Here is a 26,245-nt window from a genome sequence, read left to right as displayed (position 1 = left end):
CCGCGGACTGTTCAGGCCCATTCACCGAGCGTCCGCAAAGGAGGCGGCGGCATAATGGATCTCGTGGCGAACTGGGAATACGCGAGGCTCGAATACCGCTCGGCCGGCACCTTCGGCGCGGACAAGTTCATGGACTGGACGGCGACGTTCCACCACCCCGGCGGTGTGCTGCGGTGGGGCACCGACGAGCGGTTCGACGACCTGCGGCACCTCAACCGGGCCGGGGCGGCGGGGTGGCAGTCGTACGACCGCGCCGCCATCCACGTGATCAACGAGCCTCATCGGCTCGCCTCGGTGACGTACTCGATGCGCCGGCCGATCCCGCCGGTCGTCGCATAACCGACACCCGGGTATCTTTCCGCCACCTCGGTCGCTCCCTCACCACGGACACGGCCGAGGGGGACGTGTCCCGCCGGTCGCCTACGCGGCGGCCGGCGTCCCTCGGGGGAAAGGTGCGCAGCGTGAAGCGTCACATGCGCGAGAACTACTTCGTGGTCGGCGAGGGCATCCTGACCACGGACGAGCACGGCAAGAAGCACCGGGAAGATCCGACGCCGCTGGCCGAGCTGCGAAAATTCCGGTTCTCGCGGCTGGGCCGGAAGGGCGAGGCGCACGACGAGCTGCTGCTCGAGAAGGTCGCGAAGGCCATGACGGTCAAGCCGGCCGAGGGGCAGGTGCAGCCGGTCTCGGCCGATCCGCCGGTGCCGGCCGGGTTCACCTACCTGGGCCAGTTCGTCGATCACGACCTCACTCTGGACAACACCGCGGCGGCGCTCGGTGAGCACGTCACGGTCGCGGAGCTGATCCAGGGCCGGTCCCCGGCGCTGGACCTCGACTCGGTGTACGGGCGCGGCCCGGCCGACGCCGCCGACGACCGGTTCTACGCCGACGACAAGATTCATCTGAAGGTCGGGCAGACCGCCGCGATCGGCCCGGACCCGGGCACCAACGTCAACCTCAACGGGTACGACCTGCCGCGCGTCACCCAGGGATCGACCAAGGCGGAGCGGCAGGCCGCCCAGATCCCGGACAAGCGCAACGACGAGAACCTGGTCGTCGCGCAGACCCACCTGGCGTTCCAGCGGTTCCACAACCGGGTGGTCGACTTCCTGGTCGACCGCAGCGTGCCCAGCACCCAGCTCTTCGACCGGGCCCGTGAGCTGGTGGTCAAGCACTACCAGTGGATGCTGAAGACCGACTTCCTGCCGCGCATCGTGGACAAGTCCATCGTGGACGACGTCTTCACCAACGGCCGGAAGTTCTTCGAGCCGCCGGTCAAGCTCGACGACCACGGCAACCCGTCCCGTCAGTTCGGTGACACGCCGACGATGCCGATCGAGTTCTCGGTCGCCGCGTACCGGCTGGGTCACAGCATGGTGCGGGCCGCGTACGACTGGAACCGGGTTTTCAGCGGCGGTCGCGGCACCCTGCGGCTGCTGTTCATCTTCAGTGGCACCAGCGGCAACTTCGACCCGTTCAACCCCAACGTCAACGACCAGGAATCCGGCCTGTTCGAGCGGCTGCCCACCAACTGGACGGTCGACTGGCGGCGGATGTACGACTTCGCCGGCGAGGCGGGCCGGGCCGACCTGGCCGCGCCGAACGGCATCAACCTGGCGCAGCGCATCGACACGCTCCTCGTCGACCCGCTCGCGGAGCTGCCGCTCGGCGCGTTCGGCGGCAAGGGCGTCCAGGCCGGCTCACCCCGGCTCAACCTGGCCTTCCGCAACCTGGTCCGGGCCAACATGGTCAACCTGGCCAGCGGGCAGCAGATGGCCGAGTTCCTCGGGGTGGGCAAGCTGAAGGACGACGAGCTGCTGAACGGGGCCGGCGGCGCGAAGCTCGACACGCTGACCGAGGCCGAGCGGGAGGAGTTCCTCCAGCGCACGCCGTTGTGGTTCTACATCCTGCGGGAGGCCGAGCTGAACGGCGGCCGGCTGACCGGGGTCGGCGGCCGGATCGTCGCCGAGGTGTTCCACCGGGCCATGGAGGCCAGCCGGATCTCGATCCTCCGCGACCCGTCCTGGCGGCCGACGCCCGGCATCGCCTCGAAGGCGGGCGACTTCCGGATGGTCGACCTGCTGCTGTTCACGTTCGACGGCCGGACCGACCTGCTGGCGCCGCTCGGCAACGAGACGCCGGCACCGCCGCCCGCCTGATGTGCGGAGGGCCGGGGACGATGTCCCCGGCCCTCTTTCCCATCAGCTGCCGAACACCTGGAACTCGGCCGTGGCGACCGTGGTCGCGCCCGGCGTCGGCGAGGAGGCGCAGTCGGTGGTGCTGCGCGGGTCGTTGTCCTGCTCACCGGCGTAGAGCGGGTTGCCGGTGCACTGGTTGGTGAGCGTGCGGTACCGCACGTGGGTGGCGTTGCCCGGGCGGACCGTGAACGACTTGATCACGACGTCCCGGATCTTCGGCCGGAACGAGCCCGTGGCGAACGCGTTGTCGGGGCTGACGAAGACCGAGCGGTACCCGGCGTCCGTGGCGCAGTCCTGACCGGCGCGCGCGTTGCAGGTCAGCACCTCGAACTTCCGGACCGAGGTCATCATGGTGCCGGTCAGGCCGCTGACCTGGACCCGGGAGACCAGCTGGGCGGCGTCACCGGGCAGGTCGACGGTGACGGTCCTGCCCGCCACGCCGCCGGTGCCGCTCCACGAGGTGGCCTCGGCGTCGTCGAGCAGGTTCTGCGCGTTGACGCCGTCGCCCGCGGCCGTCGCGCCGTTGGTGGACGACGCCAGGTTGCTCGGCATCACCGCGGTCACGGCCGTGGTCACGCCCGCGTACACGGGCTGGGTGAATTTCTTGTGGCCCAGACCCTTGCCGATGGCCAGGAACTTGTAGGTGCCCGGCACCACGGTGAAGGTGTCCGGGATCGGGGTGGCCGGGTCGGTGTCGGCGACCGGCGTCGAGCCGAAGTCGAAGTCGCCGATGTAGAGGCGCGCGACCTTGCCCGCTCCCCCGCCGGCCGGTTTGAAGGTCAGTTCGACGTTCTCCGTGTACGGCGACGCGAAGCTCGCCACCGGGTCGATGTCGGCCGGGCCGCTGGAGGCGCCGGCGCCCATGCCGCGGACGGCGAACGCGTTCCACAGCAGGTCGGCGTTGGCCCCGTCGAAGCGCAGCGCGTCCGCCGTGATCATGTTGTCGCGCATGTCGAGCATGCTGATCTGACCGGTGGCGGCGAGCAGGAACGAGTCGAACAGCAGCTGGGCCCAGCGCCGGTTGCCCGGGCACTCGGTGGCCGGCGTCTGCCCGTTCGCGCAGCTCTCCTGCAGGGTGCGGGTGCCCGTGCCGTAGCGGGAGATGAAGTTGCGGCGTACGTCGAACTGGGTGGCGCTCCAGATCTCGCCGTCGGCGTGCACGGCCGGGCCGCGGTCGTACCCGAAGTTGGAGTAGTTGAGCGGGCTGTTGCTCATGTCGTAGTTGCGGATGCCGGTGGCCAGGTCGCCGGTCACGTAGCCGCCGGTCACGTACGGCGTGTTGCCGCGCGGCACGTAGCCCGACTCGAACAGGTACTCCATGGCCAGCAGGTCGGACCAGCTCTCGCCCATCGAGCCGCCCTGCTGCGAGCTGATGCCGGAGTCCGGGCCGGCGATCATCCGGTTGCTGATCGCGTGGGTGTACTCGTGCCCGATCACCGTCATGTCGTAGTCGCCGTCGACGCACGGCGGGTACGAGCTGCCCGCGATCGGCTGCCACATGTACATGTTGGTCGTCGGGGTCACGCCGTCCGGCGGGGTGGCCTGGTTGGCGTTGTTGCGGGTGCTCTGGGTGTTGGCGCCCTGCTGCGCGTTGCCGCGCTCGGCGTCACCGCCCTTGCCGTACGGCGAGACGTTGGTCTTCTGCAGGTTCCAGGTCGCCTCGGTGAAGCCCAGGTGGTACGACCAGTCGTGCATCCGGTTGTGCATGGCGAACAGGTTCGTGGTGGCCGCGTCGACGTCCGCCTGCTGCGGGGAGGCCAGCGTGGTGGGGTCGCACTTGGTGGAGTTCCACTGGTTGGTGAAGGGGTACGTGTAGTCGCGCGTCGGGCTCGGCGTGGCCGGGACCTGCGGCGACGCGGCGTCCCAGAACCGCACCGAGTAGGCCGAGTTGCCGCTGGTGGTCTGTGAGGTGACGCCGGTGTCCGGGTCGATGTCCCACGCCTTGCCGGTCGCCGGGTCGAGCACCACCCGCGAGCACTCGGGGGCGGCCGCGGCGCACCAGGTGGCCCGGGAGTCGGCGCCCGTGGTGGGGGTGCTGACGAAGACCTTCCAGTGCGGGTTGTCCTCCGACTCGGCCTCGGCGCTGTTCACCAGGTTCTCGCGGACCAGGACCTTGCCGTCCCGGGCGTCGATGAACGTGGTGTAGCCGAGCTCGCCGCTCCTGGAGAGAAGGACGACCTCGAACGCGGTACGCGCGGGCGCGCCGGGCATCGGCATGGCGACCGTACGGACCCGGTGGGTCGCCAGGTCGGCCCGGGTCAGCTTGGCGTCGCGCAGGGCGGCGGTCACCGCCTGGGCCTGGGTGAGGGTGGCCGGCTCGGGTGCGGCCACCTCCGGGCTGAGCGTGGAACTGACCGAGAGGACGTCGCCGGCCTTGACCGCGACGGCGACCAGGCCGTCGTGGGCGGCGGGCAGCTTGCCGAACCTCTGGCGCAGCAGCACGACCGAGCCCTGGCCGACCGGCGTGCTGGAGACCGTCTGGAGGTTGTCGACCGAGGCCGCGTCCAGGGCGAACAGGCCGCGGCTCTGCTTGAGGTACTGCTTGGCCGCGGCCACCGGGTCCTTCGACAGGCCGGTCGCCAGCTTGCCGGTCAGGCGGGCCGGCGTGCCGAACTTGTTGAAGCGGGCGCCCGCGACCCGGGCTCCGGCGCGGGGAGCGACCGCGCCGCCGCGGTTGTCGACAAAATCGTGCTCGTGGCCGACCGGCTCGCCGGTCAGCGGTGTTCCCGTGGGTGCGGCCGGCGCCGGCGCCGCGCCGGCCGGCGTCGGCCCGGCGGCGATCAGGGTGGTTGTCGCGAGTAGCCCCGCGACCAGGGCAAAACGTGTGCGTCTGTGCACGCGCACCTCCTGAGCTGTGGTCCTGGAGGATCTCTTCAGGACAGTCGGAGACTACTCAATGATTTGCATGTATTGATGTGTTCGGACGATTTGTTGACCGGGGTTCGGTCACGACGTCGCTGATCGGGACGGCCGGGCCGGCCGGTGCCCGGCGCCCGGCCGGCGGTCAAGGCGTCGTTATTGACGGACTTTCCGGCACGCCTCGCGCACAATGACCGGATGACCCGCGAGACCGGGCGCACCCTCATCGCGTCCAACAAGAAGGCCCGGCACGACTACGCCATCCTCAAGACGTACGAGGCCGGGCTGGTGCTCGCCGGGACCGAGGTGAAATCGCTACGCGCGGGCTACTGCTCGTTGCGCGACGCGTTCGCGGGCGAGCACGAGGGCGAACTCATCCTGTACGGGTTGCACATCGCCGAGTACGGCTTCGGCAGCTGGACCAACCACGCGCCGCGGCGCAACCGCAAGCTGCTGCTGCACCGGGTGGAGATCGACCGGATCCGTGCTCGCCTGCACGACGAGCACGGGCTCACGGTCGTACCGTTGTCGCTCTACTTCAACGACGGCTGGGCCAAGGTCGAACTGGCCCTGGCCCGGGGCCTCCGGTCGTACGACAAGCGGCAGGCCCTGGCCGAGCGGGACGCGAAACGCGAGATCGCCCGGCACATGGGCCGCCGCCTGAAGGGCCGGACCCGCTAGGGCTTGGGGTTGACGATGCCGTTCTCCTCGCAGAGCTCGGCGAACTTGCCCTTGCAGACATCGGCGTACGTGGCGTAGCCGGCCTCGATGACCGTGTTGATCTTATCCTTGGTGATCGCCTTGGGCTGAAGGCTGACGAATGGCACGTACGCGCCGGACTCGACGTCCTTCTGCTGTTCGACCGTGGTCGGCTGCTCGCCGTTGTAGAGCTTGATGGCCAGCTCGGCGGCCTTGTTCGCCTGGTCCTTGGTGTTCTTGAAGACGGTCATGCACTGGTCGCCGAGCAGAATGTTCTGCAGACCCTGCACGGTGGCGTCCTGGCCGGTGACCGGCACCTTGCCGTTCAGCTTCTTCTTGCGGAGCACCTCGATGACCGCGTTGCCGAGACCGTCGTTGGCGGCGACCACACCCTGGATGCGCGGCTGCTGGGCGAACATCTGGGTGAAGATCTGGCCCGCCTGGTCGTTCTTCCAGTCGGGCACCGACTGGTCCGGGCCCTTGGTGTAGCTCGCCGCGTCGTACAGCGGCTGCAGCACCTCGTCGTACCCGGCCTTGAACTCGGTGGCGTTGTTGTCGGTGGGCGAACCGTTCAGCTCGGCGATCACCGGGTTGGTGTAGTTCTGGGCGGCGATGCACTTCGTGAGCTCGGTCGCCTGAAGGACGCCGACGGCCTTGTTGTCGAAGGACACGTAGTAGTCAGCGCCGCCGTTGAGCGTCAGACGGTCGTAGTCGATGGTCTTGATGCCGGCGGCCTTCGCCTTGTCCAGAAGGATCTTGGCCGAAGGGGAGTCGAGGTTCGTCAGCATCAACACCTTGACGCCGCCGGCGATCATGCTCTCGCCGATCTGGACGAACCGGGTCTTGTCGCCGTCGGCGTTCTGGATGTCAGCCGGCACGCCGGCCGCCTTGAACGCTTCCGCGAGATACTTCGGGTCGTCCGACACCCAGCGCTGCGACGACGTCTTGTCCGGCATGATGATGCCGACGCCGCCCTTACCGGTCGCATTCGTCTTGGTGCCACCACTACCGTTGGCCGCGCCGCCGTCCCCGTCATCACCGGTACAGGCGGAGAGTCCACCCGTGGCCAGCATTCCGAACACGGCGAGCGACGCCATTGCCTTACGCATGTACGGGGGTCCTCTCGGGGGTCCTCAAGGGGGAATCGAGGCGTGCCGCGAGGGATGGCGGGCCCTCGGCGCTGGTCCAAGATACGTCGTGCCGGGCCGATCGGTGCACTCCGAGCCCCCCTCACATCCATTTCATGACCGAAAAGCCGATCCGTCCTCACGTTCCGTAAAAGCATCCCCCACCCTGCGCAAGCGGAGATCATCCGATGAACCTCAACTCCTACGCTCTGTTACTGGCTGGAAGTCTTTGGTCACCGAGCGTCCGGGCCTAGGATCGTCGGATGGCGTTCGAACAACACGGGCACACGCACCGGTTGGACTGGACCGACCCGACCCTGCGCGAATGGGACTGCGCCGTGGTGTGGTCCGACCCGGCGAACCCCGAGGCCGGCATCGTCCTGGACCGCTCGGCCTTCTACCCCGGCGGCGGCGGGCAGCCACCCGACCACGGTGTCCTGCTCTGGGAGGGCGTGCAGACCCGCGTCATCGACACCCGCAAGGGCGACGACCTCTACCTGATCCCCGCCCCCGGCGACCCCATCCCCAAGGCTGGAACCGCGGTTCGCGGCGCCCTGGACGACGACCGCCGCTCCACCCTGATGCGCACCCACTCCGGCCTGCACATCCTCTGCGGCACGGTGTTCCGCGACTTCGGCGCCCTGGTCACCGGCGGCAACATGCAACCGGGCGAGGCCCGCATGGACTTCAACCTGCCCGAGGTCCCGCCCGGCTTCAAACAGGCCCTCGAGGACGCCGTCAACACCGAGATAGCCGCTGACCGCCGGATCGTCGCCAGGATCCTCCCCCGCGACGAGGCGCTGGCCATCCCCGACCTGGTCCGCACCCAGGACGCCCTGCCCCCGCTGGAGATGCCCGAGATCCGCGTGGTCGACATCGTCGGCCTCGACATCCAGGCCGACGGCGGCACCCATGTGGCCTCAACCGCCCAGGTCGGTCACATCACCGTCCAGAAGGTCGAGAGCAAGGGCCGCCAGAACCGCCGCGTCCGCATCAAGCTCTCCACCTGACCCCACCTGACCCCACCCGCCGCGCCCCGCGGTGCCGTCCCCTTCAGGCCGGGATGCCGGGGTCGGCCGATCGCAGGCGCCGCTGGCGCTTGACCCTGTACATCTCGGTGTCCGCCGCCTCCACCAGCGCCCCGAAGTCGTCGCCGGCCGTGCCGTGCGCCGCCCCGACGCTGGCCCCCACGAAGTGGACGCCGGTGGCCGTCTCGATCGGCTTGCCGACCACCTCGCGAAGCCGGTCGGCCGTCTCCCGGAGCGGCCCCTCGAGGTTCTCGCCCGACAGCACCACCAGGAACTCGTCGCCACCCATCCGCGCCAGCAGGTCCCCCTCGCGGATGTGCCGCCGCATCCGCCGGGCCACCACCCGCAGCACCTCGTCCCCCGCCTCATGCCCGGCCGCGTCGTTGACCCGCTTGAACCCGTTCAGGTCGATCACCAGCACCCCGACCTCACGTCCCGGCTCGCGCAGGAGCGCGTTCACCCGCTCGCGCAGAAATGCCCGGTTCGCCAGCCCGGTCAGCGAGTCATGGGTGGCCGCGTGCTGCAGTTCCTCCTGGCTGTGCTCGAGCGCCGAGTGCATCCGGGCGTGCAGGATCGCGATCGCCGCGTGCTCCGCGAACAGCGAGAGGATCTCCCGCTGCTCCGGTCCCGGCCGCATGCCGCTGACCGGCAGGTCCACGCTGAGCACCCCGACCCAGGAGCCCCCCGGCGCCATGAGCGGCGCGAACAGGCAGTCCAGCGGATGCCAGGCGTCCGGGTCGTCCGGCTCCGGGATGTCCGGAACCCACGTGTAGAGGCTTTCCGGAACGCCTTTGCGATGGTCGACGAAGTACAGGTTGTCCCACCGGTCGGCCCGCCGGAACAGCTCGTGCCAGTTGTCCGCGCTCCCCTTGGTGCCGACCATCTCGCGGCGCAGTTTGTCGCTGCCGGCCGCCGAGACGACGGTGAAGTCGCCGTTGGGCTCGGCCAGGTTGACCACGGCGAGCCCGAAGCCGGCCGCCTCGACGACGCCTTCCGCGACCGCGTCCAGGGTCTGGGTGAGGTCGAGACTCCCGTGCACCCGTTTGCTGACCGAGATGAGCGTACGTAGCGCCTGGACGTGCGTGTCAGCGTCGGACATCGCTCTCCTTCGACCCGGGCGGGATCGGCCACGAGCAATGTATCCGGGAACCCGTCCCCACGAGGCCGCGGACACACGCGCGGCCGGACATTGAGATCAATTGCCATCGCCACTCCCGCTCAACTGCCCGCGCGTCCAGTCCGCGATCGACGGCCGCGCGATCGACCGCAGGTTCGACACCCCGTGGTTCCCGTCCGGGTGGCAGACGAACGTGCCCTTCGGCGTCTCGTGAGCCTGCCGCTGCGTCTGCCGCCAGGGCATGAGCCGGTCCCATCGGAGGAGTCGGCGGCATCCCAGTCGGCGTCGGCGGCGGCCAGCTCGGTCCAGGGCGCGTCCGGGTGGAGTGTGCGGTGTAGGGGCATCGGGTCCTCCTTCGCTCTCGCCGACAAGGCTGCCATAGGATTGGATCCAATTTCAAGCTTTTCGCCGTCGATGTTCGCGCGCTAGGCTCCGATTGGATCCAAAAGTGGATCGGTTGCGACGACACAACCCCGGACGGCAGACAGGAGGACGACCGTGGAACTGCCCGGACTGCGGTGGCTCGACCAAACCGGTTCCACCGTGCCCGGCCTCGACGACGCCCAGGCCTTCCTGGTCGACGTCCTCGGCCGCGAATACCTTTACGTGCCGGGCCTTCACGAGAGCCAACGCCGGGTCTCCTCCCTGGCGCCATCGGGCTCCGACCCGCACGGCCGGCCCTGTTTGAACGCCGAGTCCGCCGCGGAGGCGACGGCATGACGGTCGCCACGCAACGGATCGCCACTCACCTGCGCGACGCCATCCTGGGCGGCGCCCTCGGCCCCGGCGACCGGGTGCGGCAGGAAGACGTGGCACAGCAACTGGGTGCGAGCCGGCTTCCGGTCCGCGAGGCGCTGCAGATGCTCGCAGGCGAGGGACTCATCGAGAACGAGCCGAACAAGGGCGCCCGCGTGCCGCGGCTCAGCATGCACGAGGTCGACGTCATCTACCGGATGCGCGAACAACTCGAACCGCTCGCCCTGGCCGAGAGCCTGCCTGAACTGGACGACTCCGACCTGTACCGGCTGACCGAGCTGCAGGACGAGATCGAGCGGGGCACCGACGTGCACGGCTTCCTCGAGCTCGACCGCGAGTTCCACCTGCTGACCTATGCCGGCTGCAAGATCGAGCACTTGAGTGCCACCGTCCACCGGCTGTGGAACTCGACGCAGTACTACCGCCGGGCGTTCGTGCGGATCAGCGGCCCCAGCCGGATGCGGGTGGTGAACGCCGAGCACCGGCTGATCATCGACGCGATGTTCCGGCGGGACGAGATCGACGCCGGCCGGTTCGTGTCCGGCCACATCCGGCGTACCCGGATCGAGCTGGGCAACCATCCCGAGGTGTTCGGGGAGAAGGCATGACCACGACCATCAGCGTGAACGGGGAGTCGCACGAGGTCACCGCCGACCCGGAAACCCCGCTGCTGTACGTGTTGCGTAACGATCCAGGTGTTCTGCCCTGAGGGGGTTGGGAACACGGTTGGCGGGTGGTCCGCCAATCGACCCGGTCGCCGGGGCCGACACCGGCCGACCGCAGCCCGTGAGCCAGCCGGGTGACCCGCTCATGCAGCTCGGGATAGATGGTGGCCCGGCCGTCGTGGATCAGCGCCGTCCGGCCCGGCGACATCACCGCCCGCCTCGCCGGCCAGGACCCGAGGCCCTGGTTGCGCTCCGGGATGGCCGTCATCAGAAGTAGTGGCGCAGGACGGCCCGGGCCGCGCAGGCCGGCTTCGGCTCGCCGTCGATCTCCACCGTGAGATCGATCAGCATTTGTACGCCGTCCCCGGCCACCTCGGCCGCCTCGGCCACGGTGGCGGCGAGCCGGATCTTCGAACCGACCCGCACCGGGTGCGGGAAACGAACCTTGTCCAGCCCGTAGTTGACGCTCATGGTCGTGCCGCGGATCTCCAGCATGGCGGTGAGCAGCGGGATCACCAGCGACAGGGTGAGGTAACCATGGGCGATGGTCGCACCGAACGGCCCGCCACGGGCCCGCTCGACGTCGACGTGGATCCACTGATGGTCGCCGGTGGCGTCGGCGAACTGGCTCACCCGCTCCTGGGTGATCTCCAGCCAGTCGCTGCGCCCGAGGTCCCGGCCGGTCAGCGCCTTGCTCTCGTCGAGTCCGTTCACGATGGTCATCCGGGGGTCTCCTTGTCGAGTCCGAGGAGGCGGGCGGCGTTCCCCTTGAGGATCTTGGGCCGGACGGCCGGCTTGATCTCGAGCTTCGCGAAGTCGGCGAGCCAGCGGTCGGGGGTCAGCACCGGGTAGTCCGAGCCGAAGAGCACCTTGTCCTGCAGCAGCGAGTTGGCGTAGCGGACCAGCTGCGGCGGGAAGTACTTGGGCGACCAGCCGGACAGGTCGATGTAGACGTACGGCTTGTGGGTGGCGACCGCCAGCGCCTCGTCCTGCCACGGGAACGACGGATGGGCGAGGATGATGCGCAGCTCGGGGAAGTCGACCGCGACGTCGTCGACCACCATCGGGTTGGCGTACCGCAGCCGGATGCCGCCCCCGCCCGGCAACCCGGCGCCGATGCCGGTCTGTCCGGTGTGGAACAGGGCCGGCACGCCGAGTTCCTCGATCACCTCGTACAACGGGTACGCCATCGGGTCGTCCGGGCTGAAGCCCTGCAGGCTGGGATGGAACTTGAAGCCGCGGACACCGTACTCGGTGACCAGGCGCCGCGCCTCGCGCCGGCCGGCCCGGCCCTTGTGCGGATCGACGCTGGCGAACGGGATCAGCACGTCCGGGTGCGCCGCGCAGCTCTCGGCGACCTCTTCGTTGGCGATCCGCGGGTGGCCGGTGGCGTGCTCGGCGTCGACCGTGAAGATCACCGCGGCCATCCGGCGCTCCCGGTAGTAGGCCGCGGTCTCGTCGATCGTCGGCTGCCGATGGCCGTGGGCCTTGAAGTAGTCCTCGGACGCACCGAGCAGCTCGGGGCTGAGGGAACCGTGGCCGTCCCGGCTGATCTCGGCGTGCGTGTGGACATCGATCGCAACGAGGCCGGCGACGTCCATCACGCGTCCGGGGCCTTCGGCGCGGGGATGCCGTAGGTCTCGAGCTGCTCGAAGACCGGGGCCGAGGCGATCGCCTCGGCGCTCCACCCGCCGTCGGCGAACGCGACCGCCTTCTCCGACGGGTGGGCCCAGAGCGCGAGCCGATCACCGCCGACCCCGATCGCCTGGCCGGTGATGTCCTTGGCCGCGTCCGAGGCGAGGAACGTGATCAGGCCGGTGACGTCGTCGACGGTGCCGAGCCCCTCGTCGCGCCGCAGCCAGGCGGGCAACGGCGCACCGGTGCGTTCGGCCTCGTCGATGACCGGGGCGAAGGCGGGGATGGTGCGGGTCATCTCGGTGGCCGCGACCGGGACCACGGCGTTGACCGTGATGCCGTTGCGGGCCAGCTCGAGCGCCCAGGTGCGGGCCATGGCGGCGATGCCGGCCTTGGCGGCGGCGTAGTTGGTCTGGCCGAAGTTGCCGCGCTGGCCCGCCGGCGAGGAGATCAGGATGATCCGGCCGCCGTCGCCCTGCTCACGCAGGCGCACCGCGGCGGCCCGGGCGCAGGTGAACGTGCCGCGCAGGTGCACGTTGATCACCGCGTCGAAGTCTTCGTCGGTCATCTTCCAGAGCACCCGGTCGCGCAGGATGCCGGCGTTCGTGATCAGCACGTCGAGCCGGCCGAACTCCCGGACCGCGGTCTCGACGAGGGCCTGCGCCGTGGCGGTGTCGCCGACCGGCGCGGTCACCCCGGTCGCGCGACCGCCGCCGTCCGTGATCGCGGCGACCGCGGCGTCCACCGCCGTGGCGTCGACGTCGTTGACCACGACGGCCGCGCCCGCGGCGGCCAGGGCCTTCGCGTACGCCAGTCCGAGTCCGCGACCGCTGCCGGTCACGATCGCCACCTTGCCACCGAGATCCATGAGCAACCACCCTGGGAGAAAGGACAGGAAACCTGTTCTTCACAGCTTCGTATCGAACAGGCTTCCTGTCAATGCTCTACCATCCAGCCCATGACGGCTGTTCCCCGCACGACCGCTTCATCGCTGCTCTACCTGGTGAAACAGCTGGAGTTGCTGGTCCGGGCGCGGCTGAGCGACCTGGTCCGGCCGGCTGGGATCACCGCCCTGCAGTACACCGCCCTGACCGTGCTGCACCGGCACGACGGCCTGACCACCGCCAAGCTGGCCCGCGACTCGTTCGTCACCGCCCAGGCCATGGCCGACATGGTCTCCACGCTCGAGGAACGCCGTCTGATCCGGCGTGAACGCAACCCCGCCAACCGCCGCGAGATGCTCATCTACCTCACCGGCACGGGCACCGAACTGCTGGCCGGGCTGGCCGAACCGGTCCGCCGGCTGGAGGAGACGATGACCAGCGACCTCGACCCGGTCGAACTCCGCCGCAATCTCACCTCGGCCTGGCAGGCCCTCGCCTGACGGGGCGTTGCTAACGAACGTGCGACCAGGGATCAAAAGTTGATCTAGATATGGCCGCGGCGTCGACTACAGGTTCTCGACGTAGCCGGCGGCGATGTCCTCGGGCGGGTTGGTGTACCGGCTGATGTAGCGCTGTGACTGGTGACCGAGGCGACGTTCGAGCTCGTAGGCGTCGCTGCCGGTGGCCTCGGCGAGCGCGAAGGCAAACGAGTGACGCAGATCGTGCGGCCGTAGCGGACTGACGTGTCGGGCCGGATCGGTGTGCTCGGCATCGTGCCAGCGGCCGATTTGCTCGCAGATCAGGTTGATCGAGCGCGGGGAGAGCCGGCCGTCGGGGCGGCGGGAGCCGATCGAGACGGCAGACAGGAACAGCGCGGTCGACGTCGCGCCGGCGTCGGCGGAGCGTTCCTGTTCCAGGTAGTCGGCCAGGGCGGCGCGGCCGTCGGCGCCGAGGAACACGGTGCGGGAGGTGCCGCCCTTGCCCCGGACGCCGCTGATCTTCGCCTTCTTCGCCGCGCGCAGCGCCCCCGCAGTGTTGGGGGTGACCTGGTCCAGGTTGAGATTGACCAGTTCCTCGCGGCGTAGCCCAGTGCCGAGCAGGGTGTGCACGATCGCGCGGTCACGTAGCGGCCGGGCGTGGCCGTGCAGCTCACCGGTACCGGAACGGCGGCGGCCCTTGTGCTGATGGAAGCGCGGGAGCCGGTCGAGCACGTTCTTCAGGGTGCGGACCTGTCCAGGCGCCAGGGCGCGGGGTTCGAGCGGGGGCAGCGGTAGGTCGCTGACCTTGGCGCATGGGTTGCCGTGCGGCAGGGCGGCCGGGTCGTGGGTGCATACCCAGGTGGTGAACCCGGACAGTGAGGCGAGGTGGGTGTTGACCGTCGCCGGGGCCAGGCCGAGCCCGCCGGCGTCCCGGGCGGTGGTGAGGTGGGTGCGCCAGGCAACGACTTCGCGTTGGACGACGGCGGAGAGCCGGTCGTGGCCGTGGGCGGCGTGGAAGTGGTCGCGGAACCGGGCCAGGTGCAGGGCGATCTTGTCGGCGACTTCGGCGGAGCGGACGCCGCGGACGGCGGCGTCGAGGTAGCGGCTGGCCCACGCCTCGATCGCGTCCGGGGCGGCGAGACCGCCGATCGGCAGCGGGACAACCTTTCGTGAAGGCAATCTGCGCCGATCCGGCCGGGAGCTGATGTCGATCACCTGCGCGGTCATGCCGCCAGCGTAGCGATTGCCTTCACAGAAGGGACCTTTCCTGAAGGGAACTCGATATCCCGGCTGTGCCGTTGGAGCTGGTGGCGAGGGTGCTGAGGCGCACCCGGGTCTGGTCGGCCTCGGGCAGGCCGAGATCGGTCCAGAGGACCAGGGCGTGCTGGTAGTGCTCGCGTGCGAGGTCGAGGTTGCCGAGAGCGTGGTGGGCGTGGCCGAGGCCGGTGAGAGCGCGAGCTTGCTGGTCGCGGCTGGCGATGGTGTGGGCGTCGGTGTGGTGGGTAAGGGCGTCGGCGGTGCGGCCGACAGGGTGCGGCCGACAGGGTGCGGCCGACAGCGTGGGCGGCCTCGCCGAGGCCATTGAGTGCCCACGGTTCGCACCCTCGGAAGCCGGTCTCACGGAAGCCAGTCAGGGCCCGTTGGTGGTATTCGGCGGCCTGGGCGGGGCCTGCCGAGGCGGGTATACAGGACGCCGATAATGTCCAGCGCGGCCCGATTCTCCGGTGCGGTTACCCAACTGCCGGTACAGGGTCAAAGCCTGCTGTAGGTGGTCGCCGGCCGGCCCGTATCGGCCCGACCGGTCCTCGACCTCACTGAGGTTGAGCAGTACGTAAGCTGTGCCGTCCTGATCGCCGGTCTGCCGGTGCAGGAGTAGGGCCTGCTCGAAGTAGTCAATGGCTTTCCGATGACGGCCCAGCAGCGCCTCGACGCTACCGAGACCGGTCAGCCCGCGGGCTTCGCCGTCGCGATCGCCGGCCTGTTGGTACAGCGGCACGGCCTGCGTGAAGTAGTCGGTAGCCGCTTGGAAACGGCACTCACCGTACGCAGTGATGCCGAGATCGTTCAGCGTGCGAGCCTGGCCGTGCGGGTCACCGGCCTGCCGGAACAGAGCCAGAGCCTGCTGGAGATGCGCAGTAGCCAGCTCGTACCGGCCCAGCCGCCAGAGAGCGACGCCGAGATCGTTCAAGGCATGGGCGTGTCCGGTCGCGTCGCCGGTGTGGAGCACGGCGTGGTGTGCGTGACCGTGCACGGTAACGGCGTCGGTGTAGTGGCCGCCGGAGAGGTAGCGGTACAAGGTGCGGGAAAGCCGGATGGTGTGGGTGGGCCATCCGTTGGTAGCGGTGTGCGCGGCGACGGCCACCAGGGTGGGTCGTTCGGTGTCCAGCCAGGCGAGGGCGGTGTCCGAGTCGCTCAGGTTTGGGGTGCGAGCGCCGGTCACGGGGATCCGGGGGCGAAAGCTGGACTCGCCGGGGTACAGCGTGTTCATAGCGGCAGCGGCGGTGACCAGGTAGCAGTCGAACAGGCGGGTCAGAGCGGCGCGGCGTTCGGATGGTGGGTCTTCGTCGTGGGCTCGGGTGGTGGCGTAGGCGCGGACCAGGTCGTGGAAGGTGTACCGGCCCGGTGTGCCCTGCTGCAGCAGATGATCGTGGTGCAAGCCGTCCAGCCCGGCCTGGGCGGTGTCCAGGTTGGTGTCGGCCAGTGCTGTGGCGGCGTACGCGTCGAGGTCTTGTCCGGGGTGCAGGGCGAGCAGGCGCAGCAGTCGTCGTTGCTCGGCGGGTACGTGTTGGTAGGACAGGTGGAGGGCGTGTTCGACGCCGGTGTCCAGGCGCCGCTGGTGGTGGCGTTCGTCGAGCCGGTCGGCGTGGTCGGTTAGCGTCCAGCCCGGTGTGTTACGGATGTGCCCGGTGATCAGGCCAAGGGCCAGCGGCAGGTAGCCGCAGCGTGCGGCGATCCGGGCCGCGGCGTGCGGGTCAGGGCCGACCGGAACCCCTGGCACGGCCTTGATCAGGAAGACCACTGCCTCGCCGGGGGTGAATACATCCATGGTGAGGTGGGTGGCGGGGCGCAGGTCGGTCAGGCTGCGCCGGCTGGTGACCATGGTCAGGCAGCCAGGTGTGGACGGTAGCAGCGGGCGGACCTGCCCGGCGGTGGCGGCGTTGTCCAACACCACCAGGGTCCGGGTTCCGGCGAGCCGGTCGCGGTAGGCGGCGGCCCGGGCAGCGAGGTCGTGCGGTATCTGCTGGCCGGGCACCCCGAGCAGACGCAGAAACCCGTCAAGGACGGCGGCCGGGTCGGCTGGCGGCTGCGCAGCGTCGGGATCGAAGCCGCGCAGGTTGACGAACAACACCCGCTCGAACGGCTGCTGCCGGTGGAGCAGGTGTCCGGCGTGGACGGCGAGTTGGGTCTTGCCGACCCCGGCCATCCCCTCGATCGCGGAGATCACCACCGCTTCCCCGGCCTGTGCCGCGTGGCGGAGCCGGTCGAGTTCGCCGGTGCGGCCGGTGAACCCGGCCAAATCCTGCGGCAGCCGGTCCTGCACCCGGACCTGGGACATCGCTTCGATCTCTCCGCCCACGACACGCAGCGCCTGGCGCCACTGGCTCACGTACCCGGTGTCCGGGTGCAGCGCCTGGACCACCGCGAGCACCAGGTCGGTGTCCAGGCGTCGCCGACCGGGCCGGAAGCAATATGCGACGGTGGACTTGCGCGTCAGTTCACCGGCGGGCCGTCCGGCTGCGGTCCAGGCCGTGTTGACCCGGTCCTTGATCGTCTCGTAGGAGGGGTCACCGGCCCAGACCTTCAGCCGGCGCAGCCGCTCGACAAGAGCGGTGAGGCTGCCGGCCTGCGCCGGATCGGGCAGCGTGACGAAGGCGTCTTCCGGCGCGGTCACCGGCTCCCCTGACAGCGGCATCCCTCACCACCCATCAGCCGTATTCGATATCTCAGGTTCGAGGCTAGCGAGCTATTTGCAACCGGCGGTATCAGTCACGTGACAGTCCGCGCGCTGCCCCAAGCGCACCTTCCGGGCCAACGCGGAACCCACGTCCAAATTCGTCCCGAATCCACCATCGCCGCGGGTCCCCACTCAACGCTGGTTCCAGCACAACATCCATGTCGGTCATTGAAAGACGGAGGGATCGGTCGAGCCGGTCAACGCACAAACCGTCGATCACACGAGAACGGAGTAGGGGACATGCGAATTCCGAGGATCGGTGCCGCGCTGGCGGTGGGCCTGGTCACGGCCGGTGTTGTCAGCCTCGCGCCGGCGCCCGCCCAGGCCAGCTTCAACGACTGCCCCGACGAAAGTGGTCTGCTGTGCTTCTGGCCGGCCGCCAACTATCAGGGACGGCCGGGAACGGTGGAGGACGCCAACGCCAACTGGGCGAATTTCACTGATTCCGCCAACCGCTGTGGCGCCTCGGTGGGCTGGAACGACTGCATCTCGTCGATCCGCAACGAGGGCATCGACTGCGAGGCCGTGATCTGGGAGCACCCCAGCATGGGCGGGTCCAATTTCGTCATCAACCGTGAGACCTTCGTCGACAACCTGGCCGACCGCGGGAAGCCCAGCGGCGGCAACTGGAACGATGTGGTCAGTTCCAACTCCTGGTTCTGCTAGACCGATGCATCCTCGACGCCCGACACGACGAACGTGGACAGTCCTCGCGGCGGTCGCGGGTGCGGTGTTGGTGGTCACCGGCTGCTCGTCAGCGCAGCCGGTGACCCCGGCCCAACCCCCGGTTGTATCCGGCACGGCGGCCGCGGCGACGGCCGACACCGTGCTCTCCGAAGCCGCCCACGCGCTGGCCATTCCGAGCAGCCGCTATCTCACCGGACGGCGCCTGCTGTTCGAGGCGGAACTCGAGTTCACGCGCCGATGCATGCTCGGCCAGGGGCTCACCTACCCCGCCGCCAGACCAGATCAGACCGGCGGTGATAGCGAGTGGGCACCGAATCTTCAGGTCCGCCGCAGCCGCGGCTACGGACTGGACCCCGCCTCTCAGCCGTCCCCTGACTCGTGGTTACGCGCGCTTTCCGCGGCCGAGCGGGCGAAGCATGTGCGCGCGCTCAAGGGGGATCCAAGTCGCCGCGCGACGTACGAAATGCGGGACGGTACGAGATTCAACTTCGCTGCGACAGGTTGCATCGCACAGAGCCGCATTGAGCTCTACGGGAATGTTGTCGACGCCGCCCGGGTATCGTACGTGCCGCAGGGTGCCCACCAGGCCGTTCTCGGCCGTATCAGCGCCGATCGGAGGGTGCGGGACGCTGTCGCACGGTGGTCGGCATGTATGCGCGATCGGGGATTCGCCGTCGCCTCTGCGCAGGAGGCCCGGAATCTCGCAGCCCAGGCGTACGACGCGGCGCGCCGGGCCGGGCGAGACCTCTCCTCGGCGCGCACGACGGAGATCCGGATCGCGACCGCCGACGCCGATTGCGCGATGACGGCCGATCTTTCGCGGGTCGCCGAGCAAGTCGGCCGGCGCTACGCGAACGAGCTGCCTGCAGACCAACGGCGCGAACTCAACATCGTGGCCGTCCTGTGGAACTCGGCACTCCGGCGCGCCACCGGATAGGCGCAACGGCCGGGCGGTCGGTGCGCCTTTCCACGGCCGGGTACGCCCCGGATCTCCACCACCGACCAGGATCCGATCCGCAGCTGCAGCTTCGACGCCCCCACTGAGGTGACGAGACCGTGAGACCCTCCGTCACCCGGTCACAGCGGTTCGAGATCATCCTCGTCGTCCGGGTCGTCGCCGGCGAGATGCTGTAGGGCTTCGCGGAGCCAGCCGAGTTCGTCGGGGTGGGCCACGACGGTCCTCCAGCGGCGGATGGCCGTGCCGTCGTCGAGGTCGTCGTCGCCTTCGTAGTCGCCGGGCAGCCGGACCGCGATCCAAGCGTCCTCGTCGAGCAGCTCAGCGGCCGCGCGGATGCGGGCCACGGTCGGGTCCTGGGTGAGGCTGTGGTCGTCGCCGAGGTCGTCCAGGTCAATGCCGTGCTCGGTGTCCTGGTCGTGCTCGGTGAGTAGACCGGCGGTGCACACCACGGCCAGCTGCTGCCGTTGCAGCGCGGGTGGGCGCAGGCCCTCGGCGGCGCCGCGGTGCTGCTCGTAGGCGGCCTGCGGGTGCAGACCCAGGTGCTCGCCGAGCTGCCACCAGTCCGCCCCCGCGGCCAGAGCGTCGCGGACCACGGCGGTCTGCACGTGCTCGCCGTACTGGGCCAGCTGCTGCGCGGCGGTCGCGGCCTGGGCGAAGTCGCCGGCGGCCACTGCCGCGGCGGCCCGCTCGAGCGCAGCACCGAGCACGGCGCCAGCCCGCTGGTGGAAGTCTTCGGTGTGGGTCACGGGCAGGGCCTTCGGCATGGTCGGAACTCTTCCTCGTGGTCAGCGGACGGGATCGTCTCCGGCCGGCGCGGCCGGGAGGGTGTCGGCGGTTAGGGTGATGCGCCGGCCGAGGTCGAGTTTGACCTCGCCGTACGGGGCGATGTTCGACCAGAACAGCGGGTTGAGGCCGCGCTCGTCCTCCGCCGTCAGCGCCACGGCGCCGTCGGCGAGCACGTCCTGGATCATCAGGGTGTTCAGGTAGCCGATCGAGGCTTGCAGCACCCGCAGGCACAACACGGACAGTTCCTGCTGGTCACGGCGGTTGCCGGGGATGTCACCGCCCTTACCGAAGAAGATCACACTGTTGCCGTAGTTCCACGACTCGACCACGTTCAGCCCCGAGTTGATCTCCCTTTGCAGATCCCGGTCGCGGAGGTAGCGGCAGGCAAAGATCGTGCGCTGCGCGCGGCCGAGTTCCTGCATCGCCTGGTAGGTGGGGTGCAGCACGTTCGTGCGGTGGAAGCGGCGCAGGATCGCCGCGGTCGAGGCGGTCTTGTTCTTGATCGAGATCGCGTACTTGATCATGTGGTCGTATTCGTCGGCGATCAGGCCCCAGTCGATCGCCCGGTTCACCATCGCCGGCGCCAGCTCCGGGTACACATCCCGCCAACCGGGCGACGCCGGGTACAACCGCAGGTGGTTGATCCGCTTGATCCGCGGCAGCAGGTCGAAGCCCAGCAACCTGGTCAGGCCGAACCCGATCACCGACTGGCCGTGCGTGTCGACGTAGTTCGACCGCACGTCCATCTCGGTGCCGTGGTGCATCGCCCCGTCGACCATCGCGGCGACCTCGGACGCGGTGCAGGTCAGCAGCTGCGAGTGCACGACCATGCTCTTACGCTCGACGTGCCAGTAGATGAGCACGCCGCGTGTCTTGTATCGGGAATGCCACTCGGTGAACAGGTTCTGGTCCCACGCGCCGAAGTGCGTCGAGTCCGACGCGACCGCGCTGGATCCGCCGCCCCACAGCGCCCGTTGCCGCACGGCGAAGGTGGCGTTGGCGATGTCGATGGCCAGGGCGCGCACCAACTCGGGGGTGAGGTAGCGGCGTACCAGGTAGTACAGCTCGTGCTCACGGTGGCTGCCGGCGGCGGCCACCGACCGGATACCGGTGTTGGTGCCGTAGCCATGCACGCATAGCTGCAGCTTCTGCAGGAACGCGTCGGCGACGTCGTCGCGGCCGGTCATGCCCGCGATCGTGGCCCGGCAGTTCGATCGCAGCACCGCCTCCTTCAGCGCGTCGACCAACGGGACCATGCCCCAGCGCCGTACCACCGTGCGCTTGAGCAGCCCGAGGTTGCGCGGCTCGGCGACCGCATCCAGCGGGCTCAGCCGGATCGACCCGTCCCGGCCACGCGGCGCGATCGTCAGGAAGTCCAGATCGGGCAGTGCGGTGTGCAGCGCGGCCAGCTCGCTCTCGTGCTCGGCGCGTACCGCGTCGATGAACTCGCTCGGATCCAGCGGTTTGGCCAGGGCGGCGTAGTGCTCGCCGCGCCGCTCGACGAAGTCCGGTTGCAGGTCCTCGTCCGGGTTGCGGAACTCAGCTGCACCGACGACCCAGATGCCCTTGCAGCGCAGTTGGTCGCACAGCGCCTCCAGGGTGCGCAACTCGTAGATCGCCCGCACGACCCGCTTGGAGCCGCCCTTCGCGGTGCGGTACACCAGAGTCTCCCAGTCGCCGGCCAGGCCCTTGTGCTTCGGCACCACCTCGCCCTCGGGGTAGTAAGTGAACTGGGCGTCGTCGGCGAAGCGGCGCACCAGCTTGACCGCGTCCAGCACCGGCTGGTGGGAGTTCTCGCACCGGAACTCGAGCACCTCCAGAAGCCGGATCAGGCCTTGGCGGTAGTGCCGGGTGTAGGACTCCCGGTAGCTGGCCTGCACCTTCGTCTGGATCACCGTGCGGCCGGCCTTGAACTCCGCCGCCAGGTTCCGCAGGTTCTCCGAGCCGACCAGCGGAAACACCACCTGCCGCACCGTCTCGTCCGGGCGGCGCAGCGCGGCGTCGGCCACCTTCAACAGCAGGCTCTCCTTGTGGCCCACCCGGGTGAACTCGGCGGCCATCTGCCGGACGACCTTCTTCTCCGCCCGCAGCCCGATCCGGTGCACCGTGGAGATCAGCAATTGCACCAGCGCATCGGTGATCCGCTGCTGGCGGGCCAGCAGCAACGCAACCAGCATCGCCGCCTGCACCGGCTCCGCGCGCCGGCGCACATGACTCGGCGACTCGATCAACGCCGCGTGCTCCCACTCCGCGACGACTTTGACCGCCACGTCGCGCAACGCGTTCCCCGGCAGGTCGAACGCGCGGATCGCCTCCAACTTGGCGACCTCGTCGAGCATCGTCTTCAAGCTGACGTCTCCGGCCGAGGACTTGATCCAGCGCAGCAGGCTCGGATCAGCCTCCACATCGGCGTCGACGTCCGTCGCGTCCGGATCACCGTCGCTGCTCTGCACCAGCGCCAACAGCCGCAGGATCACGCCAGGGTCGAGCCGGCCTGCTACGCGGGTCGCGACCGACTCGGCGCCCTGCGCCAGCGCGCTGGCCACCAGGCGGTCGATCTGCCCCAGGGTCGGCGGTTCCAACTGCCGCGTACGACACTCGGCCAGGAAGTACTCGCGTACCAACTCCGGGCGGCGTACCCGCTGCGCGTAGTCGCCCGCGAGCCAGTCGGTCAGCTTGTCGAAGTCCGCCACTGTGAACGTGCGGAACCCGAAGAACCGGCGGATCTCGGCCCGGTGCCGCTTGATCGTCGGGCCGTTCCACTCGTAAAGACCCAGATCAGGCGCTGCCACCCTGACCTGCGCCGCGATGAACTCCACGACCTCATCACGCAGCTCCGCCCGCCCCCGCGGGAACCGTCCGTACCGGCCATAGAACTTCAACAGCAACGCGAACGCCAGCTTCGTCGGACCATCATGCTTTCCCGCCAACAGGTCCGACTCCGTAGGCAGCAGCGTCCAATGTTCAACCAGGTCAGGAAAGTTCTCCGGCAGACCAGCCACAGACCGACATCATTCCGTCGAGACCAGACCAAGACCATCACTCAACCATTGATCAACTTTTTGATCCCTGGTCGCACGTTCGTTAGCAACGCCCCCTGACCGGCGCCGGCCGGCTCAGGCCGGGAACGGGCGGTTGAAGGTCTCCGGGCGGTAGGTCAGGTACCGGCCCGGCCGGCCCTCCGGGTCCGGGCCGGTCGCGCGGCCGTTCATCGCCGCCGGGTCCAGTCCGGCCACGTCCCGGTACGCAACCGCCGGGCCATCACCTCGATCGCGGCCACGTACTCGCCCGTGACGCAGGTGCAGTGACCGGCGGTGGCGACGTAGGTCTGCCGCAGCAGCCCCTCGTTGCCCCGTGACCGTACGACCGTCTCGTGGGCCTGCTGCTGGGCGATGGTCGAGATCTGGTCACCGATGCCGTTGAGCACGATCGGGGTGAAGGCGACGCCACCCAAGTCATCACCCTGAGCGTGTACGGGCGTCGAGGACGCGTTGTCTCGGCGAGCACCGCCGGGTCGGGCTGGTCACCGCGATCGTCCGCAACGACGGCACCCCGCCCTACCGGCTGCGCTGGCTGGACGTTGCTAGGAAGGACCTTGTGACCAAGCCGGCCATGCGCGAGGACCTGGCACGGCGCGCGGCGCCCTTCCTGCCGCCGAAGGCCGAGGTCCGGCAGGTGTTCATCTACCAGACCGCGCCGAACTTCGTCGTCTTCGTGCTCGTCTACCTGACCGGACTCGCCATCTTCTGGGCCCGGTACCGCTGCGTCGCGGTCACCCCGGAGACCATCTACGTGCTCGCGAGCAGCCGCTGGTCGGGCGGTGGCCGACCGCAACGGCTGATCGGCGCGGCGCCTCGGCGCACCCGGCTCGGGCCGGTGTCCGGCCGCTGGGGGCGGACGCAGCTCCTCGGCGAGCGCTGCTGGGTCCACCGGCGCTTCCACGATCAGATCGCCGCCGCCGACCGGGAGGCCGGACTCGCCGGGTGAGAGGCCTCGGTGGCGCCGAAGGTCATCACGCCGTGAGCTTCAGGCGATCGGTCGGCTCCGGTCACGGCGACGGCCGCGGATTCCATGTCCGCTCCTCACGGGCGAGCAGCACCGGGCACCCGGCCCGGCGGCGGACCGCATCGACGACCGCAACGACGGGACCACCGGACGGATCGGCCACGAGCGCCTCGGCCGTGCGGCTGACGGCGACCAGCGTCACCGCGGCGATCATCGATGCGGGTCTGCGCCGGAGGCGTCTGGGCGGGCGGACACAGCACGGGGGCACACGTGCCGCCCGCCCAGACAGCCGTCCCGGCGGCGGTCAGCGCGACGCTCTCCATGGCGGTGGAATGCGAACGCGCGACCGGCCCGGCGGGTGCGCGGCAACGATTGGTGGCGGACTACCGAGTCGGGCCGGCCCGAGGTGCCACACTCGCTGGAAGCGCGGGCAGTCGTCGACAGGGTCAGCACGACAGCCGATCCGCCGCGGCGGATCGGACGTGTCGCATCGATGATCCCGCACTCCTCAGGGACCAGTTCGGACCGGAGCTCCGGGTGCCCATGCGCCCGAGCAGGGCACCCGGAGCCGCTTATCGGGCGTTACCGTGCACCGCAACCTCAGCAGTGTCGACGAAGTAACAGCCTGCGTAGTATCCGTCGGCCTCCGGGCAGTTGATGCCGTTCTCGGCGGTCTGCGTCCCGAGCATGGTGTAACGCAGGTAGCGCACCCCGGAGGTGCTTCCGGCAGCGAGCGGGACCTCGTTCATCTTGTTCCGGTTGGCGACCCCGAAGTGGCCCTCGGAGGCGACCGTCCAGGTCTGGCCGTCGGCCGACGTCTCGACCCGGTAGTCACCGGTCGAGGCGCTGAGGTCGTCGCCACAGGTCGCGGTGGGGTCGATCACGATCGACGAGACGGTGACCGGCTTCGGCAGTTCCACCACGAGGAAGCGCGGATCCATGCGGTTGTCGGCGTCGAATCTGGCGTCGGTGCTCCAGCCTGTCCACGGCAGGGTGTCGAGGACGTCGCCCGGACCGCAGCCGAAGTCGCTGTAGTCCTCGCCGTTGAAGCCGGCCACCTTGCTGCCGCCGCCGGTGGCCGCCCAGTCCCGGTCCAGCGCCCAGTCGACGGTGTTGGCGCCCTGGTGTATCCGCACCTCCTTGACACCCACCGAATAGGCGGCGGCCACCGCGTTCACCTGTGGATAGGTGCCGCCGGGGAGCACTCCGGTGATCGTGTAGCGGCCCTGCGGGTCGGTGGTCGCCTGATACGGGTTGGCGAAGCCGGAGGCGTGTCCGGCGAAGGTGACCGTCGCCCCGGCCAGCGGCGCGCCGGTGACGGAGTCGGTGACCGTGCCGCTGACCTTGGTCCGCAACGCGTCCCGCGTCGGCGGCACCGAGAAGTCCTCGACCGGGGTGGTGCTGTAGCCGCCGCCGAAGTCGGAGGCGAACCAGCCCATGCCGCGGCCGGCGAACACCTTCCAGATCTTCTTGGCGTCCCGGCCGTCGCGGGTGACCTTGTCGGCCATCAGGATCGAGTTGCGCATGTCGAGGAACGACGGGTTGGCCGGTGACAGCTCCATGGCCCGGGTGACCAGGGACTCGGCGATCTTCGAGCCGACCGACGTACGCAGGTCCCAGAGCGTCTCGCCCCAGATCTCACCGTCCGCGTGCGCCTCCGGCCCACTGACGATCTTGCCGAAGTCGCCGTACGTGTAACCGCCCGATCCGGCGCCCGGGGTGCCCGGGCAGACGTCCGCGGGGGCGCCGACCGCGCAGTCCAGCGGCTGCGTACGGATAAGGTTCTGATCGTCGCCGACATAGCGGCCGACCAGCACCTCGCCTGGGGCCGGCGTGTCGGTCTGGAAGCCGTCGGCGACCAGCTTGTCGAAGGCGTACCAGTCGCTCCACGCCTCGCCCATGGAGTAGCCCTGGATGCCGTACAGGGTCGAGTTGCCGGACGCGTCGACCACGAGCCGGTTGGACATTCCGTGGGTGTACTCGTGGAAGACGATGTCGGCCTCGTCCCCGGAGTTGGCGGCCAGGAGTGGGTCGGCGAACAGGTACATCTGCATGCGGCCGGGCACGTCGTCCGGGGTGGGCAGCATGTTGGCGTTGTTGAGGTAGGCGGGGTCACCGGTGCCGAACAGGTCGGCGCCGTCGATGGCGTTGACCTCGATCGGGTCGCCGTCGGCGGTCTCGTAGTTGCCGGCCGCCCGGGTGAAGCCGATCGGGGCCTTCTCCAGGTGGTCGTGGAAGCTGCTCACGTAGTAGAACAACTGGGCGGCGTTCTGCTTCGCGTTGTCCTTCCACGAGTACGGGACCTTCGGGTTCCACGAGCACTGCTTGTCGGCGGCGCAGGGCGGGCCGACCTGGCTGGTGAAGTCCTTGAACGGGAACCGCCAGTCGCCGGGCTTGTTCGGGGCGA

General features: G+C 69.4%; 24 protein-coding genes and 2 pseudogenes. 11 read left to right on the top strand and 15 right to left on the bottom strand.

Going from position 1 to position 26,245, the window contains the following annotated elements; translation table 11 throughout:
* Positions 1 to 63 precede the first annotated feature (63 nt).
* Entirely contained in the window at positions 64 to 339 is a 276-nt protein-coding gene (locus AB0M54_RS38880; RefSeq protein WP_364319719.1) for a hypothetical protein, read from the top strand.
* A 122-nt stretch (positions 340 to 461) separates the two neighbouring features.
* On the top strand, positions 462 to 2,159 hold the full coding sequence (locus AB0M54_RS38875) for a heme peroxidase family protein (protein WP_364476968.1): 1,698 nt from the start codon (positions 462 to 464) through the stop codon (positions 2,157 to 2,159).
* 42 nt (positions 2,160 to 2,201) lie between these two features.
* Here the strand turns inward: AB0M54_RS38875 and AB0M54_RS38870 are convergent, their stop codons facing one another.
* Positions 2,202 to 5,036, bottom strand: coding sequence for a M36 family metallopeptidase (locus AB0M54_RS38870; protein WP_364476966.1), 2,835 nt, complete (start codon positions 5,034 to 5,036; stop codon positions 2,202 to 2,204).
* 219 nt (positions 5,037 to 5,255) lie between these two features.
* Here AB0M54_RS38870 and smpB point away from each other — a divergent pair, with 219 nt between their 5' ends.
* Positions 5,256 to 5,738 carry an SsrA-binding protein SmpB gene (smpB, locus tag AB0M54_RS38865; RefSeq protein WP_364476964.1) on the top strand — a complete coding sequence of 161 codons (483 nt, stop codon included), beginning with the start codon at positions 5,256 to 5,258 and terminating at the stop codon, positions 5,736 to 5,738.
* Here smpB and AB0M54_RS38860 read toward each other — a convergent pair.
* The gene (locus AB0M54_RS38860) at positions 5,735 to 6,865 is read right to left on the bottom strand and encodes a substrate-binding domain-containing protein (protein ID WP_364319725.1); all 1,131 of its coding nucleotides are present in this window, start codon (positions 6,863 to 6,865) and stop codon (positions 5,735 to 5,737) included. The two genes, smpB and AB0M54_RS38860, sit on opposite strands and share 4 nt — an antisense overlap.
* A 281-nt stretch (positions 6,866 to 7,146) precedes the next feature.
* Between AB0M54_RS38860 and AB0M54_RS38855 the strand changes: the two genes are divergently transcribed.
* On the top strand, positions 7,147 to 7,893 hold the full coding sequence (locus tag AB0M54_RS38855; RefSeq protein ID WP_364476963.1) for an alanyl-tRNA editing protein: 747 nt from the start codon (positions 7,147 to 7,149) through the stop codon (positions 7,891 to 7,893).
* Positions 7,894 to 7,936: 43 nt separating this feature from the next.
* Here AB0M54_RS38855 and AB0M54_RS38850 read toward each other — a convergent pair whose 3' ends face one another.
* Positions 7,937 to 9,010 (bottom strand): GGDEF domain-containing protein, encoded by a 1,074-nt coding sequence (locus tag AB0M54_RS38850; RefSeq protein WP_364319729.1) that lies wholly within the window; start codon positions 9,008 to 9,010, stop codon positions 7,937 to 7,939.
* Positions 9,011 to 9,526: 516 nt separating this feature from the next.
* Here AB0M54_RS38850 and AB0M54_RS38845 point away from each other — a divergent pair.
* Together AB0M54_RS38845 and AB0M54_RS38840 are read left to right on the top strand one after the other, a co-directional pair.
* On the top strand, positions 9,527 to 9,748 hold the full coding sequence (locus AB0M54_RS38845; protein WP_364319732.1) for a hypothetical protein: 222 nt from the start codon (positions 9,527 to 9,529) through the stop codon (positions 9,746 to 9,748).
* Positions 9,745 to 10,392, top strand: coding sequence for a GntR family transcriptional regulator (locus AB0M54_RS38840; RefSeq protein WP_364476962.1), 648 nt, complete (start codon positions 9,745 to 9,747; stop codon positions 10,390 to 10,392). The genes AB0M54_RS38845 and AB0M54_RS38840 overlap by 4 nt, the downstream gene beginning before the upstream one ends.
* A gap of 151 nt (positions 10,393 to 10,543) precedes the next feature.
* On the opposite strand, the pseudogene AB0M54_RS38835 reads toward AB0M54_RS38840, so the two are convergent.
* From AB0M54_RS38835 to AB0M54_RS38820, 4 genes and pseudogenes are all read right to left on the bottom strand, one after another.
* Positions 10,544 to 10,657: pseudogene (locus tag AB0M54_RS38835) on the bottom strand (hypothetical protein); the annotation flags it as partial.
* Between the two features lie 59 nt (positions 10,658 to 10,716).
* Positions 10,717 to 11,172, bottom strand: a complete 456-nt coding sequence (locus tag AB0M54_RS38830; RefSeq protein WP_364476960.1) for a MaoC family dehydratase — start codon at positions 11,170 to 11,172, stop codon at positions 10,717 to 10,719.
* Positions 11,169 to 12,050, bottom strand: coding sequence for an amidohydrolase family protein (locus AB0M54_RS38825; protein WP_364476958.1), 882 nt, complete (start codon positions 12,048 to 12,050; stop codon positions 11,169 to 11,171). The genes AB0M54_RS38830 and AB0M54_RS38825 overlap by 4 nt, the downstream gene beginning before the upstream one ends.
* Positions 12,050 to 12,952 carry an SDR family NAD(P)-dependent oxidoreductase gene (locus AB0M54_RS38820; RefSeq protein WP_364476956.1) on the bottom strand — a complete coding sequence of 301 codons (903 nt, stop codon included), beginning with the start codon at positions 12,950 to 12,952 and terminating at the stop codon, positions 12,050 to 12,052. The genes AB0M54_RS38825 and AB0M54_RS38820 overlap by 1 nt, the downstream gene beginning before the upstream one ends.
* 90 nt (positions 12,953 to 13,042) lie before the next feature.
* Here AB0M54_RS38820 and AB0M54_RS38815 point away from each other — a divergent pair, with 90 nt between their 5' ends.
* Positions 13,043 to 13,468, top strand: a complete 426-nt coding sequence (locus AB0M54_RS38815) for a MarR family winged helix-turn-helix transcriptional regulator (RefSeq protein ID WP_364325580.1) — start codon at positions 13,043 to 13,045, stop codon at positions 13,466 to 13,468.
* A 66-nt stretch (positions 13,469 to 13,534) separates the two neighbouring features.
* Here the strand turns inward: AB0M54_RS38815 and AB0M54_RS38810 are convergent, their stop codons facing one another.
* From AB0M54_RS38810 to AB0M54_RS38800, 3 genes are read right to left on the bottom strand one after another with little or no spacing between them, the layout of a single operon-like run.
* Positions 13,535 to 14,674: a site-specific integrase gene (locus AB0M54_RS38810; RefSeq protein WP_364476954.1), complete on the bottom strand. Its 1,140-nt coding sequence runs from the start codon at positions 14,672 to 14,674 to the stop codon at positions 13,535 to 13,537.
* A 22-nt stretch (positions 14,675 to 14,696) separates the two neighbouring features.
* The gene (locus AB0M54_RS38805; RefSeq protein ID WP_364476952.1) at positions 14,697 to 15,029 is read right to left on the bottom strand and encodes a tetratricopeptide repeat protein; all 333 of its coding nucleotides are present in this window, start codon (positions 15,027 to 15,029) and stop codon (positions 14,697 to 14,699) included.
* Between the two features lie 48 nt (positions 15,030 to 15,077).
* Positions 15,078 to 17,360 carry a tetratricopeptide repeat protein gene (locus AB0M54_RS38800; RefSeq protein ID WP_364476950.1) on the bottom strand — a complete coding sequence of 761 codons (2,283 nt, stop codon included), beginning with the start codon at positions 17,358 to 17,360 and terminating at the stop codon, positions 15,078 to 15,080.
* Positions 17,361 to 17,642: 282 nt separating this feature from the next.
* On the opposite strand from AB0M54_RS38800, the gene AB0M54_RS38795 reads away from it, so the two are divergent.
* Positions 17,643 to 18,068, top strand: coding sequence for a peptidase inhibitor family I36 protein (locus tag AB0M54_RS38795; RefSeq protein ID WP_364476949.1), 426 nt, complete (start codon positions 17,643 to 17,645; stop codon positions 18,066 to 18,068).
* Positions 18,069 to 18,135: 67 nt separating this feature from the next.
* Positions 18,136 to 19,026 carry a hypothetical protein gene (locus tag AB0M54_RS38790; RefSeq protein ID WP_364476947.1) on the top strand — a complete coding sequence of 297 codons (891 nt, stop codon included), beginning with the start codon at positions 18,136 to 18,138 and terminating at the stop codon, positions 19,024 to 19,026.
* A 140-nt stretch (positions 19,027 to 19,166) separates the two neighbouring features.
* Here AB0M54_RS38790 and AB0M54_RS38785 read toward each other — a convergent pair whose 3' ends face one another.
* From AB0M54_RS38785 to AB0M54_RS38775, 3 genes are all read right to left on the bottom strand, one after another.
* Positions 19,167 to 19,811: a hypothetical protein gene (locus AB0M54_RS38785; protein WP_364476945.1), complete on the bottom strand. Its 645-nt coding sequence runs from the start codon at positions 19,809 to 19,811 to the stop codon at positions 19,167 to 19,169.
* 21 nt (positions 19,812 to 19,832) lie between these two features.
* Positions 19,833 to 22,835, bottom strand: a complete 3,003-nt coding sequence (locus AB0M54_RS38780; RefSeq protein WP_364476944.1) for a Tn3 family transposase — start codon at positions 22,833 to 22,835, stop codon at positions 19,833 to 19,835.
* Between the two features lie 206 nt (positions 22,836 to 23,041).
* On the bottom strand, positions 23,042 to 23,287 hold the full coding sequence (locus tag AB0M54_RS38775; protein ID WP_364476942.1) for a hypothetical protein: 246 nt from the start codon (positions 23,285 to 23,287) through the stop codon (positions 23,042 to 23,044).
* A gap of 44 nt (positions 23,288 to 23,331) precedes the next feature.
* On the opposite strand from AB0M54_RS38775, the pseudogene AB0M54_RS38770 reads away from it, so the two are divergent.
* A pseudogene (locus AB0M54_RS38770) lies at positions 23,332 to 23,400 on the top strand (DUF1918 domain-containing protein); the annotation flags it as partial.
* A 30-nt stretch (positions 23,401 to 23,430) separates the two neighbouring features.
* The gene (locus tag AB0M54_RS38765; RefSeq protein WP_364325585.1) at positions 23,431 to 23,820 is read left to right on the top strand and encodes a hypothetical protein; all 390 of its coding nucleotides are present in this window, start codon (positions 23,431 to 23,433) and stop codon (positions 23,818 to 23,820) included.
* Positions 23,821 to 23,881: 61 nt separating this feature from the next.
* On the opposite strand, the gene AB0M54_RS38760 is transcribed toward AB0M54_RS38765, so the two are convergent.
* Positions 23,882 to 24,052: a hypothetical protein gene (locus AB0M54_RS38760; protein ID WP_364476940.1), complete on the bottom strand. Its 171-nt coding sequence runs from the start codon at positions 24,050 to 24,052 to the stop codon at positions 23,882 to 23,884.
* 358 nt (positions 24,053 to 24,410) lie between these two features.
* The coding region (locus AB0M54_RS38755) for a M36 family metallopeptidase (RefSeq protein WP_364476938.1) at positions 24,411 to 26,245 on the bottom strand (1,835 nt) is incomplete at its 5' end.

This window comes from Actinoplanes sp. NPDC051470 (genome assembly GCF_040682035.1).
Lineage (GTDB): Bacteria > Actinomycetota > Actinomycetes > Mycobacteriales > Micromonosporaceae > Actinoplanes.
The sequence above is the reverse complement of the archived record's forward strand: the minus strand, read 5'-3'. Positions and strand labels throughout refer to the sequence as shown.

What these genes read in the sequence shown, in the direction of transcription:
- smpB (WP_364476964.1), top strand. Translation starts at nt 5,256, where the DNA reads ATGACCCGCGAGACCGGGCGCACCCTCATCGCGTCCAACAAGAAGGCC.
- AB0M54_RS38860 (WP_364319725.1), bottom strand. Translation starts at nt 6,865, where the DNA reads ATGCGTAAGGCAATGGCGTCGCTCGCCGTGTTCGGAATGCTGGCCACG.
- AB0M54_RS38855 (WP_364476963.1), top strand. Translation starts at nt 7,147, where the DNA reads ATGGCGTTCGAACAACACGGGCACACGCACCGGTTGGACTGGACCGAC.
- AB0M54_RS38850 (WP_364319729.1), bottom strand. Translation starts at nt 9,010, where the DNA reads ATGTCCGACGCTGACACGCACGTCCAGGCGCTACGTACGCTCATCTCG.
- AB0M54_RS38840 (WP_364476962.1), top strand. Translation starts at nt 9,745, where the DNA reads ATGACGGTCGCCACGCAACGGATCGCCACTCACCTGCGCGACGCCATC.
- AB0M54_RS38830 (WP_364476960.1), bottom strand. Translation starts at nt 11,172, where the DNA reads ATGACCATCGTGAACGGACTCGACGAGAGCAAGGCGCTGACCGGCCGG.
- AB0M54_RS38825 (WP_364476958.1), bottom strand. Translation starts at nt 12,050, where the DNA reads ATGGACGTCGCCGGCCTCGTTGCGATCGATGTCCACACGCACGCCGAG.
- AB0M54_RS38820 (WP_364476956.1), bottom strand. Translation starts at nt 12,952, where the DNA reads ATGGATCTCGGTGGCAAGGTGGCGATCGTGACCGGCAGCGGTCGCGGA.
- AB0M54_RS38815 (WP_364325580.1), top strand. Translation starts at nt 13,043, where the DNA reads ATGACGGCTGTTCCCCGCACGACCGCTTCATCGCTGCTCTACCTGGTG.
- AB0M54_RS38810 (WP_364476954.1), bottom strand. Translation starts at nt 14,674, where the DNA reads ATGACCGCGCAGGTGATCGACATCAGCTCCCGGCCGGATCGGCGCAGA.
- AB0M54_RS38805 (WP_364476952.1), bottom strand. Translation starts at nt 15,029, where the DNA reads ATGGCCTCGGCGAGGCCGCCCACGCTGTCGGCCGCACCCTGTCGGCCG.
- AB0M54_RS38800 (WP_364476950.1), bottom strand. Translation starts at nt 17,360, where the DNA reads ATGCCGCTGTCAGGGGAGCCGGTGACCGCGCCGGAAGACGCCTTCGTC.
- AB0M54_RS38795 (WP_364476949.1), top strand. Translation starts at nt 17,643, where the DNA reads ATGCGAATTCCGAGGATCGGTGCCGCGCTGGCGGTGGGCCTGGTCACG.
- AB0M54_RS38785 (WP_364476945.1), bottom strand. Translation starts at nt 19,811, where the DNA reads ATGCCGAAGGCCCTGCCCGTGACCCACACCGAAGACTTCCACCAGCGG.
- AB0M54_RS38760 (WP_364476940.1), bottom strand. Translation starts at nt 24,052, where the DNA reads ATGATCGCCGCGGTGACGCTGGTCGCCGTCAGCCGCACGGCCGAGGCG.